The sequence below is a fragment of the Clostridium zeae genome (assembly GCF_017312485.1).
Classification (GTDB): Bacteria; Bacillota; Clostridia; order Clostridiales; family Clostridiaceae; genus Clostridium_AR; species Clostridium_AR zeae.
On sequence record NZ_BMBA01000001.1, the window covers coordinates 1,698,011 to 1,721,625 of the forward strand.

The 23,615-nt window shown below is 33.7% G+C and carries 8 protein-coding genes; all 8 read right to left on the reverse strand.

What is annotated here, in order from left to right:
• Positions 1-235: 235 nt before the first annotated feature.
• Entirely contained in the window at positions 236-9,403 is a 9,168-nt protein-coding gene (locus J3477_RS07855) for a carbohydrate binding domain-containing protein (protein ID WP_206869172.1), read from the reverse strand.
• Positions 9,404-9,983: 580 nt separating this feature from the next.
• Positions 9,984-15,515 (reverse strand): carbohydrate binding domain-containing protein, encoded by a 5,532-nt coding sequence (locus tag J3477_RS07860; protein WP_206869173.1) that lies wholly within the window; start codon positions 15,513-15,515, stop codon positions 9,984-9,986.
• A 565-nt stretch (positions 15,516-16,080) separates the two neighbouring features.
• The gene (locus tag J3477_RS07865) at positions 16,081-16,245 is read right to left on the reverse strand and encodes a hypothetical protein (RefSeq protein WP_206869175.1); all 165 of its coding nucleotides are present in this window, start codon (positions 16,243-16,245) and stop codon (positions 16,081-16,083) included.
• 1 nt (position 16,246) lies between these two features.
• Entirely contained in the window at positions 16,247-17,584 is a 1,338-nt protein-coding gene (locus J3477_RS07870; protein ID WP_228731233.1) for a Ger(x)C family spore germination protein, read from the reverse strand.
• Positions 17,571-18,680, reverse strand: coding sequence for a GerAB/ArcD/ProY family transporter (locus J3477_RS07875; protein ID WP_206869176.1), 1,110 nt, complete (start codon positions 18,678-18,680; stop codon positions 17,571-17,573). The genes J3477_RS07870 and J3477_RS07875 overlap by 14 nt, the downstream gene beginning before the upstream one ends.
• A complete protein-coding gene (locus J3477_RS07880; protein WP_206869177.1) occupies positions 18,673-20,427 on the reverse strand; it encodes a spore germination protein in 1,755 nt (584 codons plus the stop codon). Before J3477_RS07880 ends, J3477_RS07875 begins: the two co-directional genes overlap by 8 nt.
• 315 nt (positions 20,428-20,742) lie before the next feature.
• On the reverse strand, positions 20,743-22,704 hold the full coding sequence (locus tag J3477_RS07885) for an ABC transporter permease (RefSeq protein WP_206869178.1): 1,962 nt from the start codon (positions 22,702-22,704) through the stop codon (positions 20,743-20,745).
• Positions 22,691-23,458 (reverse strand): ABC transporter ATP-binding protein, encoded by a 768-nt coding sequence (locus tag J3477_RS07890; protein ID WP_206869179.1) that lies wholly within the window; start codon positions 23,456-23,458, stop codon positions 22,691-22,693. The genes J3477_RS07885 and J3477_RS07890 overlap by 14 nt, the downstream gene beginning before the upstream one ends.
• Between the last annotated feature and the right edge of the window lie 157 nt (positions 23,459-23,615).

Below are 23,615 nucleotides of genomic sequence, written 5' to 3' on the forward strand. Positions count from 1 at the left end.
GTACTTTTTAATAAACATTCTATAAACTTTATGGAAATATTTCATTTTAGTGTATATAGCTCATTTTAATACCTAACACTTTATTTTAAAAGTTTCATTTTATATTTATATAAAAATATTTTACAGTCTTTGCTTTGCATAAGCTCATAAAGGATGAACAAGTGAAAAAGAGATTGCATGCAAAACCTTTATCTTCATGCAACCTCTTAATTAATTTAACTTACTTAAATGATACTTACTTTATATCATATGGTAGCACAATATTAGATGAACCTTCTGGAGCATTAACCTTCACTTCTCCGTTACCTGTGCCAAATAAAACATAAAGACTCACTTTAACCCTTCCATTGGTAAAGTCTTTGTACTCTGATCCAGAAACAAAGGAGGAAGCTCTTTTAAAGTTCTCATAGCTACCACTGCTTATTGCTCCATCAGTTGGCATCATATCTATACTTTCAATTCTATCAATAGTTCCGTCACCATCAAAATCATAGGATATATCTCCTTTAATGCCTTCTCCTATTGCTAAACCATTAAGATATAGTTCTGTAGAAGTATTTCCACTTTTATTGTAGCTTCCGTTTAAATTATCTATAGTATATTCTACATGAGTTTGATTTTGTGGCAGTATATCTTTAGCTTCACTTGTACCTGTATTTAATGATAATTTTCCTCCAGTGTTCAAATATATAGTTTTAGTAGCAAGCACTGGATCTAAATCCCCTATTTGATTACCATATACTTCAAACTCCCATAATGAATATCCATAAGGTAATGCTCTCTTTACACCAAGCATTCTCACATATCTTGCCTCAACCTTATTCATAGGAATTTCATCAATATTACCATCACTGTTACTTTCAGTATAGACGTCTTTCCAATCAGCTTCTGTTGGATTCATAACTGAAGAGACTTGTATCTTATACTCTTTACCATAGGCAGCTTCCCAGTTTAGCAAAACCTTGTCTAAACTATATACTCCACCTAAATATACTGATATCCATTGGTTGTCATTAAACTCAGACTCCCATCTTGTGCCCTTATTTCCATCAAAAGCAAAAACAGTATTTCCAGATGATGCTTTTCCAGTCTTATTTAATGCAATGTTTGTACCTGCAACTGGTGGCACCGTTGAATTTTTCACTAACCCATTTATAGCTGTTGTTAAGCTTGCTACAGCACCGTCTACCTCAGCTTGAGCTGCATCACCCTTAGCATTTACTGCAACTGCGTTTGATAAAGCATTTTGTAGTGCTTGCCAAGACTCCTGGGTATAATCTGCCTGAACCTTGCTTTGTGCTTCAGTTATTTTTGAACCTAATGCTGATTTATCTACTGATACCTTTACTTCCTTTATAGAAACATCATCAATATATACATGATGTTCTCCATCAGGCGTAACATTAGTTCCATCCTCAATATATCCTAAAAGATAAGTTAAATTCATGTTTGAATCTTGAGTTGGCTTTAATGTATATTTATAAACTGCATCTTTATCTGAAGTAATATTAAAATTAACCTTAGGACTTCCATTATAGTTTGTCATTTCTGCAATAATTGGACGATTAACTGTGGACCATGCCTTAAAGCTTAATTCATAGGTCTTGTTTGCAGAAAGTTGTATTCCCTTTTGTGCAAATTGAGTTGACCAGCTAAATGGAACCTTCCATTCATCATCCTTAGCTCCATGATAATTAATCTTTATATCAGCTACTCCATCTGCTATGGTGTAACCTGACCAATCAGGAGCATTGTTCCAGAAGCTCCAGTTTTTATCTCCAAGAGACATATCTCCATTCAATACTAGATTTCCGCTACTTGGGAATATCTTTTGAGTTACTGTGGTATTTGCATATCCACTAGCTTCCACTGAAATATTGTAGCTTCCCTCTGAAGTGAATAATTCTGGTGCTAAAATAAGCTTTCCTGAGGATAAAGTATACTTACTCTTTTCAGTAACCTTATCATTTATCTTAACTGCGGTTACTGCATTAAGCCAAGCATCATCTTGACCAAATATTAAATCAATTGGCTGTCCTGCATTATTATTAGTTGAATCTGCACCTAACATAGGTGGCATTTTTACCGGTGCATTTTTAACTTGCAATACAACATTATCTATAAATATATCCCCAACAGCACCTTGTGGTGTTTTTCCAAGGATAAATTTAAGTGCTAATACATCATCAACTGTCATCTTGAAATTATATTCAAAATGCTTGGTTTGTGGTGTAAGAGCTATAAAGCCAGAGTCAAATCTTCTGGTATAGGAACTATTTTCAAGAGTAGCTTCAATATCACGATTTACAGAAGCTCGAGCATCAAAGGATAATACATATTCAAAGCCTTTACTTAACTTCATATTTGATTGATTTAGCATAACATTCCATGCTTCAGTTCCTAAACTTTGAACACCTACTTTTGCCTCTCCATTTAACACATCAAAGCTTGCATTACCCCCTTGAGTAAATGGTTCCCATGTATTCAATCCGAGTGAAAAATCACCATTCTTAAGTGGGAATAGGTCTACACCTGTGTAGTCAACATTGTTATTAGTTGTTCTGATCAGTTTTATATTATCTAGATAAACATCAACATTTGTGCCACCTAGATTAAATGCCAGCTGACCTTCAGTATCAGTTACCCCTTGAGGCATTGTAAAATCAATAGTTTGTTTTGAGGAAGAAGTACCTAAGTTTACTATTTGTGCTTTATAAACTGTGCTTCCATCTTTGCTTAACAGTTTAACCTCTATATCTCTAGCTGCAGCAGCTCTTCCATCAAAGGTTAGTTCATAGGAATCACTTTGAAGTAAATTCATTCCCTTTTGAACTAGGTTAACTGAATCTCTAGAAGCACCTCCATTAGTAATACCTACTTTAAGCTCTGTAGTATCTGGATTTACTGAAGCCTGTGCTGTAGCACCAGAAGTATTAAAGTTCCAGAAAGCCATACGCTCCATTGTACCTAGTTCAAAACTTCCGTTATATACATGGTTTCCATCATCTAATGGAGTTTTTGCTGCGTTTTGATCGTAAAGACCATCAACTTCTTCAACCTTTACATTTCCTATCCATACAGCACTGTTGTTTGTTCCCATGTTAAATTCCATTCTTGCTAGCTTATCTGTATCAGCTTGCATCTGGAACCTATATTCATAGCTTTGAACAGAATCCTTAAGTGCAACATCAAAGTTATCTGAATATGCACTCCAGCCTCTATCTGCTCCACCGCCAAATTTTACGCTTATATTTCTATTAGCAGCAGCTTTGGCGTCAAAGGTTAACTTATAGTATCTTCCCTTAGCCAAGGAAACATTTTGAATAAGCTGTAACGCATAGTTTTGTGTACCTACATTCGTTATACTAACCTTAGCAAATCTTTCATTATTAATTGTATCTATAGATACAGAACCTGCTCCACCAGCATCTGGCACGTGTACAAAGTTCCAGTTTTCAGGATTTAAGCTTCCTGTAGTAACTTCTGTAATTGGCTGATTGAAGTTAACATCGTGAACATAGTTACCATCTATCGGCTGCTTTGCATCTGCTGGCAAAGTATCCTTGTCTAGTATTGGTTCTACTGGTTGTTTATATTGTCTTCCAGTTAAGTCATAAGCACGTACATAATCTACTTCCATCTTTGCTGGGAAATCACTTGCTGAAGGTTCAACTCCTCCATCAAAGTTTCCTCCCACTGCTAGATTTAAGATTATATAAAAAGGCTTATTAAATGGTGCTGGATAAGCATTTTTATCTGGCTGTCCTGCGCTTTGGCTAAACCAATTATTAGTAGTTTGATATAGATTTCCATCTACATACCATCTTATTTCACCTGGTTCCCATTCTACTGAATAAGTGTGGAAACCTGTTATATCTTGGCCTGTAGGGAAGTTGTAAGTCGCTCCTGTAGATTTATTGTTTGGCCATGGCTTTCCATAGTGGAGTGTACCGTCTATCTTATTAGTCAAACGACCTCTTGCTTCCATAATGTCTATTTCTCCAGAAGAAGCCCAAGTTCCGTAAGCAGAATCCTTTGGCATCATCCAGAAGGCTGGCCATAAGCCTTGACCTTTAGGAAGCTTCATCCTAGCTTCAAACTTTCCATATTGCTGAGTAAAGGTTGGACTAGTCCATAGTCTTCCAGAAGTATATGTCTTACCATTTTCAGCTTCTGGCTTAGCTTCTATTACTAAGTTACCATTCTCAACTTTTATATTTTCTTTTTGATAATATTCTTTTTCGTTATTTCCCCAGCCGTCTATTCCATATTCAGCTCCAGTTCCATTTTGATATGCCCATTTGTCTAAATTGACACCATTTGTATCAACATTAGTACCTGAACCATCAAATTCATCATCCCAGGATAAGGTCCAATCACTCTTAGCTTGAATACTTTGAGTAACTTCTGTCCTTTCATACCCAGTTGCTTTCACAGCAATAACATAATCTTTTTCTGCTGCAAACTGGTCTGCTTTTATAGTTATAGCTCCAGCATCTACTGTGTACTTAGTGCTATCTATAGTCTTTCCATCAATAGTTAAAGCTGTTATAGCAGTTCTCCATGCTGAGTTGTCACCAAATGTTAGTTTTATATCTTGACCAAGTTCATTTCTATCAGCATCTGGTGATAAAGCTGGTGCAGCTGGAAGATGAATATTATCAGCTGTTTCTGCTAATTCTCCTGTTGCATCCTTGGCGCCTTTTACTTCAAATCTTACATTGTCAATGTAAACATCATGAATACCTATTTGTCCAAGACCTTCTACCTTTCCTAATAGGAACTTTAATCCTGCTACATCATCTTTATCTATAGTAAATTCATAGCTATAAGTCTGAACATAGTCTTCTAACTTAACCATCTTGTCTAAATAACGAGTATAACTAGAATTTTCAGTAGTAAGTTCTATTAATCTTGGAGTAGTAGCTCTAGCATTGAAGGAAACTTTATAAGTCTTTCCTTTTGATAAAGCTAATCCTTCTTGATAAAGCATAACATCCCATGGATTGTTAGCAGCACTATAAACATGGAACTTCATACCGCCATTTTCAACAGAATATTTAGATTCGTTATCCCATTGATCATATCTGCCTTGTACAAATTCATTCCAGTTAGCTGTTCCATCTGTAAAGTAGCCATTCTTAAGTGGGAATGCCTTTGCTCTTGCTCCCTTTTCTTCTATTCTAACATTATCTACATAAACCTCATGTGAAACATTATTTACTGTACCATCAACTTTACCTAATAATAGCTTAAAGGAAGCTAAAAGATCTGAATCCACCGGCAATTCATAAGTTAAAGTCTTTGTAGTAGTTGATATACTTTCATTTTTAGATAGATATCTATTTCCATTAGCATCAACTACAACTTCAACAGTTCTTGGCACAGTTGATCTAATATCTAAAGATACAACATAAGTTTTACCTTTATATAACTGGAAGTCGTTTTGCATTAGCATTACATCCCATGGATTGTTGCCTATGCTTGAAACTAAATATTTTAACTGACCATTTTCCACTTTAGCTGATGTAACCTTATCCCATCCATCATATCTACCTTGCACAAAATCAGTCCATTTTGTTATACCATTTGAGAAATCACCATTCTTAAGTGGGAACTGATCATTTAATGGAAGCTCTCCTATATTATTATTAGTTAAGCGAACCATCTTTACATTATCAAGATATACAGTTTCAGAACCTAATCCTAATTTAAATACTAACTGCCCTTCTGTATCAGTAACATTTGGCATAGTAAATTCAAAGGATTTTTCTCCCATAGTATTAGTTAAGTCTATGGTTTGATCACCAGAGTAATTTGTTCTTCCATCCTTACTTATAAGTGCTACCTTAATTTGTCTAGCAGCTGCTGCTCTACCATCAAAGGTAACCTTATACTTATCAGTAGGAAGTAAATTCATTCCCTTTTGAAGAAGATTTATAGAATCTGCAATATAGCCTCCATTTGATATAGCTACCTGAAGTTCTCTTGTATTTGGATCAACAGATGCCACTGCTGCAGAACTTCCTAAGTTTTGAAGATTCCAGTACTCCATTCTGTCTATTGTACCAAGATCAAAGGAACCATTATAAACATGATTTCCATCTTTTAGAGGTTCCTTAGGAGCATCTTGATCAGTTAAGGAATCAATTTCTTCAAGCTTGACATTCCCTACCCATACAGAGTTTGTGTTAAGTCCCATGTTGAACTCTAATCTTGCTAGTGGATCAGTGTTCGCTTGCATCTGGAAGGTGAACGCATAACTCTGCATTTCATTTTTTAGATTTACATTGAAATTATCAGAGTAAACCTGCCAGCCTCGGCTTGCATCTCCTCCAAATTTTACAGCCATAGTTCTAGCAGCTGATGCTTTTGCATCAAAACTTAATTTATAATATCTTCCTTTTGCTAAAGCTACCTTTTGTATCATTTGAATTGAGTGTGTTTCTGAACCAGCATTTGTTATATCCACTTTTGCATACTTATCGCTATTTATAGTATCTACAGATACAGAGCCAGCTCCAGCAAATTGACTTTGATGTACAAAGTTCCAATAAGTGTTATCTAAACTTTGAGTATCTGAGGTTATATCCGTAAAACCTTTTTCGTAATTTGTATCGTAAACATAATTTCCAGCTACTGCTGTCTTAGAACCATCTGGAAGATTGTCTTTTTCCATAACTGGCTCCACTGGAGCTTTATATGGTCTTCCAGTTAAATCATACACTCTTACATAGTCAACTGACATTGTAGCAGGTACATCTAATGCTGAAGGTGTTCTTCCACCATCAAAATTCCCACCTACTGCAAGGTTTAATATCATATAAAAATTCTTATCGAATGGTGCTGGATATGCATATTTATCTGGTTGATTTTCTCCTTGACTAAACCAGTTACTAGTAGTCTGATATAAATTACCATCTACATACCATCTCATCTCACCTGGTTCCCATTCTACTGAGTAAGTGTGATATCCAGTTATATCCTGTCCACTTGAGAAAGTGTAATGATCTCCTGTAGACTTATTATTAGGCCATGTCTTTCCATAATGTAGGGTTCCTTCCACTTGATCTAAAAGACGCCCTCTAGCTTCCATTATATCTATTTCTCCAGAAGCTGCCCAGGTTCCATACATCTGATCCTTTGGCATCATCCAGAAGGCTGGCCATAACCCCTCTCCTTTTGGCATCTTTATTCTTGCCTCAAACTTTCCGTAAGTCTTATTGAAAGTTGGATTTGTCCAAAGTCTACCTGATGTATATGGTTTTCCATTTTTACCATCATTCTTTGCTTGTATAACTAAATTGCCATCTTGTACTTTTATATTGTCCTTTGTGTAATATTCTTGCTCGTTATTTCCCCATCCATCTAAGCCATATTCAGCACCAGTTCCATTTTGATATGCCCATTTACTTAGATCTACTCCATTTGTATCAAGGTTATTGCCTGTACCATCAAATTCATCTGACCATACAAGCGACCATGGATCTTGTGGAGCCTTTGGAGCTGCTACATTTACTTCTATAGAAGTTGTCTTATCAGTTCCTTCTATTGTTCCATTAAATACATATTGCGTTGCTTTTGTAACATTTCCATCATAACTTGAACTGTTCCAAGTAACTTTAGCACTTGTCTTTATCCCATTTGATAAAGTTATTTCAACAGTTTCAGGTAAAGGTAAATTTTGAAGTGCAGTTCCATTATCAACATATATTGCTGCTGGAGCAGCTACTGAAATCACATAAGGTGCACCAATATTCACAGTTATACTTGCTTTTGTTGTAGTTCCTTCAACTGTCCCTTGAATGGTAAAAGATTGTATCCCTGAAACATTACCATTATAGCTTGTAGTGTCCCAAGTTACATTTGCTGTTCCTACAGTTCTATTGGATAGATTTACACTAACTGTTTTTGGCAGTGGTAAATCCGATGCTGATGTTCCATTTGCTACATTAATTGAAGCTGGATTAATAACTGATACTACTGTTGGAGCTTCATTTTTTGATCTCACATATACAGTTATTTCAGCTGTTTCTTTGCACTGTTCTAGCTTTCCTTTAAAAACATAAGTTTCTGCTTTAGTCTTTTTAGGATTATATTTTTCTATATTCCAAGTAACCTTAGCAGTTCCAACTGTGCCATTTGACATTTTTACCTCTACTGTCTTAGGTAGTAAAGATAATAAATCCTCATCTGAAACTCCATTTCCTACTGTTATTGAAGAAGGATTTTTAACAGACACTACTATTGGATTTCCTACTTTAACACTTATAGCTGTGGTTTGAGTTATTCCTTCTACTGAACCTGTAAAAGTAAATATCTTTTCTGCAGCTGTATTTCCGTCATAACTAGAAGTATCCCAAGAAACCTTAGTATCCTTCCTATATCCATTTGACCATTTTACTTCCACTGTTTTAGGAAGTTGTCTTTTAACTACCTCTAGTGTAGTACCATTGTCAACGGTAATCATCTTAGCTTCAGTTATTGAAGTTACAAATGGACTTCCTACCTTGACAGTTATATTTGTAGCAATTTTTGATTGCCCTTCTAAATCTCCTTTGAAAGTATACACAGTTTCTTTCGATACATTTCCGTTATATCCACAAGTATTCCAAGAAACCTTTACAGAACTGTTTGTACCATTTGAAAGTTTAACTTGTACAGTTTTAGGTAAAGTGGTATTTAAATCACTTAAAGAAGTTCCATTCTTCACAGTTACTGCGGATGGATCTATAGCAAATACTATAAATGGATTTCCAACCTTTACTTTTATTGATATAGGTTTATCATATCCGCTAACAGTACCTTTAAGCTCAAAGGTTGTTTCCTTATCCACATTTCCGTTGTAAGTTGAAGCATCCCAACTTACTTTAGCATTAACATTAGTTTTATCACTTGTTATAGCACTAACGTATTGAGGCAAACCGACTCCTTCTAACTTTGTGCCATTGTCAACTTCTATTTGTGATAATTCTTTTATAGATTTTATATATGAATTAGCTACATACACAGTTATTTTTGTAGTTAATTTTGTTTCTTTTATTGTTCCACTAAAGGTATAGCTTTCACTTGGTTTTGCAGCAGATACATAATGAACTGTATCCCAAATAACCTCCGCTGTACCTTTTGTATAATTTGCCATAACCACATTTAATTTTGTCGGAAGAAGCTCTATTATTTCATTAAGCTTAGTTCCTTTTTGAACATAAAAATCCTCAGGCTTAACCACGCTTTTTACTGTAGTACTATTAGAATCATCAGTGCACGCCTTTACAGTTGTAACTAATGCAGGATTAACTCCCATATCTCCTAATATAAACAGTATAGCTATAAACATTGAAATAAAGCGCTTAAATTTATTTCTAGATGATTTTTTCTTATTAATTTTTGATAATTCCGCCATACTTTCCCCCCTAAAGTAAGATTTTGAACAACTCTAAACTTAGGACTATAAACGATTACACTTTTGAAAATATTTCTTTTATTGAACTTATCCCTCCTTGGCTCAATATTTATGACATGACTTTATCGGTATCAATCTTTATAATCTATCTTTACTAAAGATAGCCCTTGAAATTTTTCAATATACTTTTATGTGAAATATGGATGTACCACTTCATAATAAAATTTATATTTTCCAATTCTCCTCTCAAAACCCAGATGAGTTTTGAAAATAGTTTTCAGATTGAAGTGGTACATCTAAAGATACCGATAAAGTTAAATATAAGTGATGCTAAATATTATGATAAAGATTAGATTTGAGTTTATAATTGTAAAGGATACTACAGATATGTCATAATGTTCTATTATCCATATAAATTATAGGTACCTGTTAAAACATTTACAACGTCACTTTTTTTGGATATGCAGTGCTTTTTTTATATCTTCTTCATACCTCAGGTGCTTTAACCTCTTCAAAAGAAAAAGAGATTGTACTCTGATATTCTCAGCTTACAATCTCTTTTCTCTTAGGTTATTTTTTATTACTTAGTTCCATATACCTCAAACTCCCATAAAGAGAAGCCATATGGAGGCAAGCCTCTTAAAGTTCCATACATTCTTACATGTCTTGCTTGAACCTTATTCATTTGGATTTCATCTATATTACCATCACTATTGTTTTCTGTATATGCATCCTTCCAATCAGCTTCAGTAGGATTTGCTACTGTTGCAACTTGTATCTTATATTGCTTACCATAAGCTGCTTCCCAGTTTAGCACAACCTTATCTAAAGTGCAAAGATCTCCTAGATTTACTTCTATCCATTGAGTATCATTGAAAGCCGATTCCCATCTTGTACCTTTATCACCATCGAAAGCAAAAGATGTAGTTCCTGAAGATGCAGTTGCTGTTTTGTTTAAAGCAATATTTTCAGTTGCTACTGTTGCCTTAATCAAACCATTTATTGCTGCTGTTAAAGTAGTAACTGCATTATCAACCTCAGCTTGTGTAGCATCAACTTTATTTTTTATTGTAATTGCATTTGTTAGTGCATTTTGAAGAGTTGACCAAGAAGCTGCTGTGTAATCTGCTTGAACCTTTCCTTGAGCTTCTGTAATCTTAGAGTTTAAAGCAGTCTTATCTGCAGAAGTTGATGATACCGCTGTTCCGTATACTTCAAATTCCCATAATGAGTATCCCCATATAGTTCCTCTTTCTAAGCCATATATTCTTACATGTCTTACTTGTTGTCCTGAAAGTTTACTTGAGACTACTCCAGCCTTTCCATTTACTTCTGTATAAAGGTCAGTCCAATCACTGTCTGTTGTTGGGTTTGCTACAGTAGAACCTTGAATTTTATAAGTTTTACCATAAGCACCTTCCCAGTTTAGGTCTACTCTATCAAGCTTATATAATCCACCCAAGTCTACTGAAATCCATTGTGTATTTGAAGATTCTGACTCCCATCTTGTACCTGCGTTACCATCAAAAGCGTTTTGAACAGGTTGAACATTTGTTGAGGCATTGCCTTTTTTATTTAATGCTAAATTAGTTGTAGGTGCTGGATTTTGAGTACTATTTACATCCTTTATACTTACATCATCAATGTATATATTGTGCTCTCCAGTAGGTGTAACATTTGTTCCGTCTTCAATATAACCAAGCAGATAAGTTAAATTCATAGTTGTATCTTGAGTTGGTTTAATAGTGTATTTATAAACTGCATTTTGATCTGAAGTAATATTAAAGTTTAATTTTGGACTCCCTTGATAATTAGTCAATTCAACTATTATTGGACGGTTAACTGTAGACCATGCCTTAAAGCTTAATTCATAAGTCTTATTTGCTGATAGCTGTATATTCTTTTGAGAAAATTGAGTAGACCAGCTAAATGGTACTTTCCACTCATTATCTTTTGCACCGTGATAATTAATCTTTATATTAGCCACTCCATTTGCAATAGAATAGCTTGACCAGTCAGGTGCATTGTTCCAGAACTCCCAATTAGTATTGCCTAATGCCATGTTACCATTCAACACCATGTTGCCATCAGCCGAATAAACTGTTTGAGTAACTGTTGTTTTGTCATATCCAGTAGCTTCCACTGTAACAGTATAGCTGCCTTCAGTAGTAAATACTCCTGGTACTATCGAAAGCTTTCCAGCAGTAAGTGTATATGAACTCTTTGCTAAAGTAGTACCGTTAACCTTAACAGCTGTAACAGCACTTCCCCAGCTAGAATCTTGTCCAATTGCTATATCGATTGGTTGACCTACATTATTAGTAGTAGAATCTGCTACAAGCATTGGAGGTTTTTTCACTGGAGGATTTTTTATTTGTAAAACTACGTTATCTATAAATACATCTCCAACTGCTCCTTGAGGAGTTTTTCCAAGTAAGAATTTAAGTGCAACTGTATCATCAGCTGATACTCTAAAGTTGTATTCAAAATGCTTACTAGTTGGAGTTACTGCTATTGCTCCTGTATCAAGCCTTCTTGTATAAGAAGCATTTTCTAAAGTAGCCTGTATATCACGATTTACTGAAGATCTAGCATCAAAAGATAGAATATAGTCATATCCCTTAAATAGTTTTAGATTGGATTGGTTTAACATTACATTCCAAGCTTCACCACCAAGATTTGAAACACTTATCTTCGCCTCTCCATTTGATCCATCATAGGTAGCTGCTCCACCTTGAAGGAATTGTTCCCATTTATTTAATCCAAGTGAAAAATCACCATTTTTAAGTGGGAATAAATCTATTACTGAGTAATCAACATTATTGTTTGTTGTACGTATTAAACTAATATTATCTAAGTAAACATTTATATTCTTTCCCCCTAGGTTAAATACAAGTTGTCCTTCAGTATCAGTTACCCCTGCTGGCATTGTGAAGGTAATAGTTTGCTTTGCATTTGTAGTTGTCAAATTCAAAGTATTAGCAGTATATACTGTTGCTCCATTTTTACTTAGGAATTTAACTTCCATGTCTCTAGCTGCAGCAGCTCTAGCATCAAAGGTCAATTGATATGTGTCGTTTTGAAGAAGATTTATTCCCTTTTGAACTAACTGTACAGCTTCTCTAGTAGTACCACCATTAGAAATTACTACTCCTAGTTCTGTAGTATCTGGATTTACAGAAGCTGTTGCAGTAGCTGAAGCTGTATTGAAGTTCCAGAAGGCCATACGCTGCATTGTTCCTAGCTTAAAGCTTCCATTATAAACATGATTTCCATCATCTAAAGGAGTTTTAGCTGCATTTGAATCGTATAAAGCATCTACTTCTTGAACCTTAACATTACCTATCCATACTGCGCTGTTATTAGTTCCCATATTAAATTCCATTCTAGCAGCTATATCTGTTGCAGACTGCATTTGGAATCTATATTCATAGCTTTGTAATGAAGTTTTTAGTGGAACATCAAAATTATCTGAATATACGCCCCAACCTTTATCAGCACCACCACCAAATTTGATACTCATATTTCTGCTGGCTGCTGCCTTTGCATCAAAGGTCAATTTATAATATCTGCCTTTTGCTAAAGAGATGTTTTGTATGAGCTGAAGTGCATAGTTTTGAGTGCCTGCATTTGCAATATTAACCTTTGCAAATCTTGTATTATTAATTGTGTCTATAGCTACACTACCTGCTCCTCCTGCATCTGGTACATGAACAAAGTTCCAATTTTCAGTATTTAAGCTTCCTGTTGTAACTTCTGTAATTGGTTGATTAAAGTTAATATCATGTACATAGTTTCCATCTATAGGCTGTTTAGCATTACTTGGAAGGGTATCCTTTGCAAGCACTGGCTCTACTGGCTGCTTATATCCTCTTCCAGTTAAATTGTAAGCACGTACATAATCAACTTCCATCTTTGCAGGAAAATCACTTGAAGCTGGCTCTTTACCACCATCATAGTTACCGCCAACTGCTAAGTTTAAGATTATATAGAATGGTTTATCAAAAGGTGCTGGGTAAGAATTTTTATCTGGTTGTCCTTCACTTTGGCTAAACCAATTATCTGTAGTTTGATATAAAATTCCATCCACATACCATCTGATTTCTCCTGGTTCCCATTCTACTGAATAAGTGTGAAAACCAGTTATATCTTGGCCTGTTGGGAAGTTGTAAGAAGCTCCAGTTGCCTTGTCATTTGGGAATGGCTTTCCATAATGGATTGTACCATCTACCTTATTTAGTTCACGGCCTCTTGCTTCCATAATATCAATCTCACCTGAGGATGCCCAAGTTCCGTATTCATTATCCTTTGGCATCATCCAGAAAGCTGGCCAGAAGCCTTGTCCCTTTGGAAGCTTCATTCTAGCTTCAAACTTTCCATATCTCTGATTAAAGGTAGGACTAGTCCATAATCTTCCTGAGGTATAAGTTTTTCCATTTTTAGCTTCTGGTTTTGCTTCAATTACTAAGCTACCATTTTGCTCTTTTATATTTTCCTTTTGGTAATATTGCTTTTCGTTATTTCCCCATCCATCTAAACCGAATTCTGCACCTGTTCCGTTTTGATATGCCCATTTATCTAAGTTAACACCATTGGTATCAACATTAGTACCAGAACCATCAAATTCATCATCCCATACTAAAGACCAATCGCTCTTCGCTTGTATAGACTGTGCAACATCTGTTTTTTCATAGCCATTAGCTCTTACAGCTATAGCATAATCCTTTAACTGAGTGAATTGGCTTGCCTTTATGAGTATATATCCTACACCTTTTGTATAGTTACTACTAGCTATTGTATTTCCATCAATAGTAAGTTCAGTTATAGCGTTTCTCCATGCTAGATTATCAGCAAAGGTTATCTTTATATCTTGACCTAATTCATTTTTATCTGCATCAGGCGACAACACTGGGCCTGATGGAAGATGTATATTATCTGTAGCATCAGCTGCTTCTCCAGCTGCATCCTTTGCTCCTTTTAATTCAAATCTAACATTATCTATAAATACATCATGAACACCAATTGCTGTAGCATCTACCTTTCCAAGCAAGAATTTTAAAGCTGCTACATCATCTTTGCCCATTGTAAAATCAAAACTATAAGTCTGAACATAACTGTCTAACTTAAGTGTCTTGTCCAAGTAACGAGTATTTGTTGAATTTGCTGCAACTACTTGTATATTTCTTGGAATAGTAGATCTTCCATTAAAGTATACAGTGTAAGTCTTACCATTCACTAAAGAAAGATTTCCTTGAGAAAGGCTTACATCTCCTGCAACACTACCCACATTAGCTACATGGAATTTCATACCTCCATTTTCTACTACATACTTTGTTTCAGTATCAGCTCCAGTACTTCTTCCCTGTACAAATTCAGTCCAATTGTTTGTTCCATCTGTAAAATATCCATTTTTAAGTAAAAAGGCCTTATCTCTTGCTCCCTTTACCTCTACTCTTACATTATCCACATATACATCATGGGCTGCTAAGGTTCCATTTCCATCAACCTTACCTAAAAGCACCTTAAAGGAAGTAGTAATATCTGCAGTAACTGGCAACTCATAGCTTAAAGTTTTTTTGGTTGCTGTAATAGCTTCATTTTTAGAAATATATCTTGTTCCATTAGCATCGTCAACTACAATTTCAACGTTTCTAGCAGCAGTTGACCTTATGTCTAAAGATACAACATAAGTTTGTCCAGCGTACATCTTAAAATCATTTTGCATCAACATAACATCCCAAGGGTTGTTACCAATACTTGAAACTGTATACTTAAGTTCTCCATTTTGTACACTTGCTCCTGTAACCTTATCCCAACCATCATATCTGCCTTGTACGAAATCTGACCATTTTGTCATTCCATTTGAAAAATCTCCATTTTTTAATGCAAATTGATCATTCAATGCGAGTTCGCTACCAACAGCAGCAGCTAAGGCAGCAGTCACTTTACTAGTTATAGCATTAGTAGTAGTTGAAGTGGTGTTCGCAAGTGCTACTAATGCAGGACTTAGTCCAACCTCTCCAAGTACAAATAGTCCTGCCATAAATATGCCTACTCCACGTTTGACCCTATTTCTTGACTTTTTACCTTTAGAACTCATAAATTTACTCATAGATTCTCTCCTCTATATTTAGGAATATATTATGACTTAATCCAATTATAACGATTACATAAATCCCTCCATTCTTTCTTTTCCTTCTCATGACATGACTTTAATTATCTTAAGATTGCTGTATTATAAGTTTCTAATTTTGCTTATTCCATAATTATAACTTTTGTGCTTCTTTTTGTAATATATCTTGTTATTGTCTAAATATTAAACTATAAACTTATGAATCCGTAGTAACAATTAAAGTGATTATTAAACTTTCACCTACAGTTAAAGCAACTTAAATTCGATTATTAATGTGATTTATTTTCCATTACATGTCACAATTCACTACATTTACGATACATTATAGATACTACTGTAATATTTCACAACACCTCTTTTTTTAGATATGCACTTCTTTTTTTATATATTTATTAAATATTGTTCTATTAAAGATGTATCATTTCAATTCGAAATCTATCAAAATAAGGCTTAATAAATAGACTTTATTTGAAATTGGTATATCTATATAATAAAATACACCGATATTAATTATAGTATCGGTGTATTTTATTCACTTGATTTTTTATCTACTAAACAACACAAATGCAGGAATACAAGTTCCCAATATAGCAAGAGCTATAACAGCAATTCCACCAAGCTTATTATTATACTTCTTCAACAAGTTCATCCCATAAGTACATGTATAAAAACAACTTGCTAACATAAATAGCAGCAGTAAAACCTTCATATTAATTTCCTCCACTTATTATCGTGTTCTCATTATTTCTAATTTGCGAAGATTTGGACATAATTCCTGTCCTTCTTACATTGGCATCAACTTCAACATTTATTTTTGCATCTTTGTAATGTTTTAACCAGTTATACTCCTCAAATTCTGTGACAGTATAAAAATTTCTAGCCACCTTTTTTCCAAATCCAAAAATATCGGTATTGTATTCTTCCTGAGTTTTCCTTATAACATCAGAGACTCCTTTTTGCACAAGATGCTCTATTGACATATTTAACTCTTCAATTTTATCCAATCTTTCATAAGGAATTCTGCTTTGAATAGCTCCAACATCTGCTTCAATATTCAATTTAACATTAATAATAGGTATGTTATCTTTAAAATATGCAGTTATCTTAGGTCTTCTTCCTAATCGAAAATCAAACACTATAGCATGTTTTTTACTTTTCTCATCCTCTATTGTGAAGAAACCTCTTTGGAATTTACCTGTTACCATAAGTAAATACCTAGTTTCATATGGATTCAAATAGCCTACCATCTTATTTCCATTAAAAATTGCCGTTCCCATAAATTCTAGTTTCCTATTTCCATTTCTTGGCATTTCTCCTGGTAGCATATTATATTCAGTTTTCAGCATAGATGGATAAAATTCATCTGAACCTATAGGTAATGCTCCCTTCTTATCTAATGGTTCTAACCTTTTAAATTCATTTAAGCCAGCATAAACAGCATAGGGTTGCTTATATGGAGAAATCATACCTGAGTAAAATTCTTGAAAAGATTGTTCTGGAAAGAATCCTGAATAGTTTGCTTGAGTAGATGCAAGTTCCATAGCTTTTGCTGTACTTTCTCCTATTAAAGTATTGTTGTTTTTAATAAACTCCTCAGCACTTCCTCTACATATAATAACTTGCATTATTCTTCTTGTTTCTCTGAACCTCGCAATAGGTTCTAAGAAGTCTTGAACGCCTTCTCTTGACACCGCCTCAGAAATAATTATAGACTTTGTATGTACAAGTGAGATCCTTCTAGTTGTTGCACCGTTTAAGAGATTAATTCCTTCTAAAATAGAAGGTGCTTCAACGGTTTCAAATAATGTATTACCATTGTTTGTTTCTGCATTAGAGGAAGTACTTCTATTACTTTGAGAACCACCTCCTCCACTTGCTTTATAAACTGGGAACTGAATAGTAAGCCTAATTTTATTGTGAATTCCTTTATCACAGCCAATAACAAGTGAATATACCTGATCATCAATTTCCTTACTATCCTTAGTACACCCTAGGAAAAGAAAACAAGTTGAGAAAATTATCATTACCATTACACTAACTCTTTTCACTAGTAACCTTACCTCCTTTTTCACCACGAACTATGGCAATTAATAGTACTAATATTGGTATAAAGTAAGTAATTATCATGCTATATTGCCTAATAAGTGTAATATAAATCTCAGTGGCTTCACTTATATTCTTCGGCATAAGTGTAACCATAAAGGTTAAGTAAGCAAAAGGTAGTAAACAAGGCCTATGTCTAGGAATATTGAATGCCTTACAAAATATACTTATAGCTAAATAAAAGGTCACTGAAACATTAATTATGGAAGCAATAACCCAAATAAATATAAATATACTTTCAATTCTTTGAAGAAATCTGCTTAAATAAATTACTCTTGAAAGCTGAAAAAGTGATGAAAGATTTTCACTTCCTTGTGTATATTCAAAAGCCATTAAGGAACATGCAGTACCGATGCTTATAACAATTCCAGACAGAATTAAGCTTATTAATCCTACTTTCTTGAATTGTTCATATCCATGAAGACAATTAATTATAAATGCAAGAATAATTACCTCACTATAGGCTGATGTTCTCCAAAGTCCCATAGTAAATGCCACTTTTATACCATATCCACCTATAGGTGTCAGGTTACTTACATCATAAAGTTTATAAGGCAATACAAGTATTGTGATTAAACCTACCACTACACAAAAAAAGCCTATATATGCCATTCTTGCAATTCCTTCTATACCCACATATGAATAAGCAATAACAACACCTAAAAATACAACTAAAATAATGCTTGGCTGAGTATATGGCAAGATATATGCTATTAACATTTCGACAAACTCTCTTATAGTTGCACCTGAATAAAAGATAAAATAAGCAATAAAAATAAGTGATAAAGTTTTCCCAATAAATCTGCCTACCACTAAATCAAATATTTGAACAAGATTTTTATTTGGATATCTTCTTATTAATTGAGAAACACAAAGGAATAAGATTATACTAGTTATGCATGAAATTAAAGTGGTGTACCAAGCAGAAGTGCTTGTAGTTTTAATCAACACACTTATACTAGTATAAAAAAGTTTAGAAATTAATACCAAGGTAGTAAGACTCACAGCTTCTCTTGTTCCAAATTTACCTTCCTTAATCATCACCTTCCCCCCTATCGTAATTATAGTTAGGATCTTCCAAGGTCCACTTTCTAGAAACCTTCGGTTGTCTTTTGCTATCCAATGGATTAATGGCATCTGGCCTCTCTTCTTGTTGCCATATCGGATACCTTATAACATAATCTTTACTTTTTGAGACTTTTGGAGAAACAGGCACTGACAGCGGCACACCAAAAGATTTAATACTGACTAAATGAATACCCACTAGCATTAAAAAGCAAGTTATTCCATAAAACCCAAGCAAGGCGCCAAAAACAACAAAACCAAATCTTACTACTCTTATTGATAATCCTAAACTAAAACTTGGTATAGCAAAGTTGCCAAGACCTGTGATAGCAACGATTATAATAAGCACTGGGCTAACTATATTAGCCTGAACAGCTGCTTGCCCTAAGATTAAAGCTCCAATTATCCCCAGTGTATTACCAATTATTCCAGGTATTCTGATACCCGCTTCTCTAATAAGTTCAAACGAAAATTCCATTAAAATCACTTCAACTATTGTAGGAAACGGTACATTTTCCTTCGCTTTGACAATTGCAATAAGCAAATCAGTTGGTATCATCTCCTGATGAAAATTTGTCATAGCAACATATAGACTTGGTAATAGCGTCGCAATAAATATACCAATCAATCTTACAAATCTTAAAAGCGTCCCATAAGGAAACCTCATAAATGCATCCTCTGGACTATGAATCAATGACATAATATTTATTGGTACAATCTTAGCAAAAGGAGTATCCTCACAAATAATAGCAATTCGTCCTTCCACTATGTGTGATGCAGCTCTGTCTGGTCGTTCAGTTGTTAATATGGTTGGAACAATAGAAAAAGGACTATCTTCAATAAATTGTTCTAACATGCCATCCCCTGCATTATAATCAGTCTCAATACTGGCTATTCTCCTTTTCACCTCATCAACAATTGCTGGATTTGCAAGCCCATTCAGATACATAATGGCACATTGATTTTTATTTCTTTCTCCCATACTTAAGAATTCTGTGGTTAAATTCTCATTCTTAATAATTTTTCTTATTAAAGATATATTAACCCTTAAACTTTCATTAAAAGCTTCTTGCGCACCTGTTACAGTTCCTTCAATAGCTGGCTTCTCAACCCCTCTAGCTGGAAACCCCTTTGTTTCATTAGTCACATAGAAATTGCATTCATTAATATAAAGCACCGTGTTTCCTAAAAGTATCTCATTAATTACCTCCTTAGGTTTATTTAACTTTTGAGCTTTATTTGTTTCAAGTATACTTTCAAGGATGTACTCTAATTGACATTGTTGCTCTTTTTGCTTAAATTCATTAACATTTAATAATGGCCTTAATATAAAATCATTAACTAGCTGCTTATCTACTACCCCATCAAGATAAGCAATAAACGCCATATATTTATCTGCTATTAGAAATCTTCGAATAATAATATCTTTATTTACTGGAGCATTAAATTTTGAATTAATAAATTTAATGTTATCTTCAATTGACGTTGTTATTGTCTCATTTTTATCATTTTGTCTTTTATCATTATTATTTACTCCTGAAAATGTACTAGTGGATTTTTTATTCTGGTCATTGTTTTTTCCATTATAAGTAGTATCTGTATTATTAACCTTCTCTTCTTTTAGCTCATCAACAGTAGGTATGTAGAATTCCTTAACTTGTTTTTTATCTTTATATGAAATATAAGATAGTATTTTAATTAAAAATCCTGCTTTTTTTGCCACTACAATCACCACTCTATCAATAGAATTATAATAATATAGTTTGCGGAATAGATGGAAAATACTCATATTTTTAGCCAAAATATATTTAAATAAATTATCTTTCCTTTTACAATTGTTAAAATCAGGCAGGCGCACAAGTTTATTTTTCACTATATTTCCTAAAGATTTACCCTGATCACTTGAAAAGCTATCATAAAATTTATATACTCTCCTATACAGTAAATAATAAAAACCATGGATATAAAGAAGATATTCTTCTTTATATCCATGGTCTTAAACTTTATATTTTTATAATGACGATTTCTCCCTATAGTTTTATTCCCAACTATTAATCTGTCTTACATACATTGATTTTGCAAATACATAGTAAATTGTTTGAAGTAATAGATATACCCCAACTATAACCATTAAGTATACACTTAGATTTGCTTTTAACAAATTGCTTAGGGCTTTTATAGCAAAACAAGTATGGATAAAGGCAACTATAAAAGGTAGAAAAAACATCACCGCACATTGGGTACTTACTATTCTCTTTACTTCACTTATTGATAACCCCATCTTTTTAAGCGCTATAAATTCTTGTTTATCTTTTTGAACTTCATTGAACAGCTTGAAATACAATATACTTCCTGTTGCTACAAAAAATAATATTGATATAAAGGTCCCTATAAAGAAGGTTAAGGTCATTCCTTTCATAATCTCTACCACATCCGTTACTCTTTCATCGAACTTTTTAAGCATTTCCTTTGGAACTTCACCCTTAATTTTCGATACTGAATCTGCCGATTTCATCCAATTTTTTAAGCTATATCCATAGTAAACCTTTAGGTTTTCATCCTTTATATTAGTTTTAAGCTTATTAAACTCTTCATCACTTACTACAGCTGTACTAGCATTTCTTTCATCAGTATTAATTACGCTCCCACTAATTTCTTGTTTTATCTTCCAAGTAGTAGATTTTCCCTCTACATTTAACTTTAACTCACTTTTATCAGCAAACAGTTTTTTTGACTCACCACCGTTAAAGTTATAGGAATCTATAAATATTTCTCCAGCTTTAAGATTAATAGACGATGTTTTTTGCACCTTTGCTAGAGCATTATAATCTGTATTAGACATAATATTAAAATTCATTTTATTAGGAAAAGTACTATGTTTTGCTGTTTCTTCTGCTGACAAACCTTCATTAACAGCATTTATAAGAATAACTTTATTTTTATATGTTATTTCTTCTCCACCATCTTTAAGAATTTTTTCTACTCTTTCAGGCGCAATTACCTGATGTGAATTTACCCCCTCTTCATAAAAGCTTAAGTCCTGTGGAAAATTGGTTGTAATATTTTTTTGTATTACCTTTTGAAAAGAGTATACTGATGCAGAAGCAGTCAAAGTCACTGCTGAAAGTATTGAAACAGTAAATAATATTCTTGAATTATCTTTAAGTTTATATACTATTTGAGATAGTGTTATCATGTTGATGCCCTTATAAAAAACTTCCTTATTCTTTTGAAGTTTATTGGTAAAATACACGCTGAATTGTGAGTACAGCATAAAGGTTCCCGCAACAGTAACTATCAAGATAGGAAACATAGTAAATATTATCGCTTGGTTTGAGAACAGAGCCAAGATATATCCAATTGCAATAAGAACTATAGATAAAACTGCTTTTATTCTTGAAAATTTAGGCACTGGCTTTGCAACTCTAGCGCCTCTAAGCAACTCTATTATATTGTTATTCTTTATTCTATAGCTTGATATAAAACCTATTCCTTGAAACAATACTAAGAAACACAGTATTGTCAATATCAAAGCTTTAAGTGATATAACTAACGGAAGTTCAGCATCCAATATCAAAATTGCTGAAACTGCCATAAAAAATAGCTTCGAAAACAATACTCCTAAAAGAAGTCCTGTTGCTATAGAAAAGACGGAAACAATAAGATTTTCAAACATGACATAACTTCTTATCTGGCCTTTAGTAAGCCCAAATAACGATAAAAGACCAAACTCCTTTTCTCTAGACTTCAAAAAACTTGAGATAGAGTAGTTTGTAAATACTACTGTGAATACAAGTATTACAATCTCACAAAGATACATCGCTCGTAGCGTTCCTGCACCCATTTGCCCCATTATACCAATTTTGCCCACTTTAGGGTTTAGCATAAAATTAGCGAATATAAAGAACACCATAACCACTAAGGCATTACTTAAATAATACATTACAAATTTATTCAAATTTCCTTTTATATTTTTAAAGGCTATACTACGCAAGGTCATTGTATCGTCCTCCTATTAAAGTAAGTGAGTCCATAATTTCCTTAAAGAAAGCCTGTCTGTTGCCTCCTTTTACAATTTCTAAAAAATTCTTGCCATCCTTTATCATTATTATTCTCTCACAGAAACTAGCAGCAAAAGGATCGTGAGTTACCATCATAATAGTTGCTTTCTTTTCTTTATTTAAATTAGTTAGAGACTCCATCACATCCTGAGAGGCCTTTGAATCAAGATTACCTGTTGGTTCATCTGCAAGAATTATAGATGGATCATGTATTAACGCTCTTGCACAAGCTGCTCTTTGCTGCTGACCACCAGAAGTCTCATAAGGTCTTTTATTTAAGATGTCCTTTATATTTAAAAGATCAGCAATATCCTCTACCTTTTTTTCAATTTCTGAAACCTTAAGTTTATCAAGTACAAGCGGAAGTATTATATTCTCCTTTATAGATAAGGAATCCAGTAGGTTAAAATCTTGAAATATAAATCCTAGCTCCTTTCTTCTAAATAAAGCAGATTTTTTCTCATCAAGCTTGCTAGGATTCACTCCATTTATAAGAAGTTCTCCTGAAGACGGAATATCAATTGTGGCAAGGATATTTAAAAGGGTACTCTTTCCACTTCCTGAAGGTCCCATAACCCCAACAAATTCTCCTTCTTGAATATTTATGTTAAACATATCTAATGCTTTTACCTTTAAGCCTCCTCTTTTATCACCATATATCTTTGTTATATTTTCAGCCTTTAATATAGACATTGTATCCTTCCTTTCAGTTGCTATTTTAGTTTTCAGCACTCTGTTCAAATTAATTTTTTATTCATTCGATGCTTTAATGTACTTTGCAAAGATTTAATTTAAACAGTATTCTTAAACATTATCTAGGATCTAACCTTAATCCTATGTACTTATTATA

What these genes read in the sequence shown, in the direction of transcription:
- J3477_RS07855 (WP_206869172.1), bottom strand. Translation starts at nt 9,403, where the DNA reads ATGGCGGAATTATCAAAAATTAATAAGAAAAAATCATCTAGAAATAAA.
- J3477_RS07875 (WP_206869176.1), bottom strand. Translation starts at nt 18,680, where the DNA reads ATGATTAAGGAAGGTAAATTTGGAACAAGAGAAGCTGTGAGTCTTACT.
- J3477_RS07860 (WP_206869173.1), bottom strand. Translation starts at nt 15,515, where the DNA reads ATGAGTAAATTTATGAGTTCTAAAGGTAAAAAGTCAAGAAATAGGGTC.
- J3477_RS07865 (WP_206869175.1), bottom strand. Translation starts at nt 16,245, where the DNA reads ATGAAGGTTTTACTGCTGCTATTTATGTTAGCAAGTTGTTTTTATACA.
- J3477_RS07890 (WP_206869179.1), bottom strand. Translation starts at nt 23,458, where the DNA reads ATGTCTATATTAAAGGCTGAAAATATAACAAAGATATATGGTGATAAA.
- J3477_RS07885 (WP_206869178.1), bottom strand. Translation starts at nt 22,704, where the DNA reads ATGACCTTGCGTAGTATAGCCTTTAAAAATATAAAAGGAAATTTGAAT.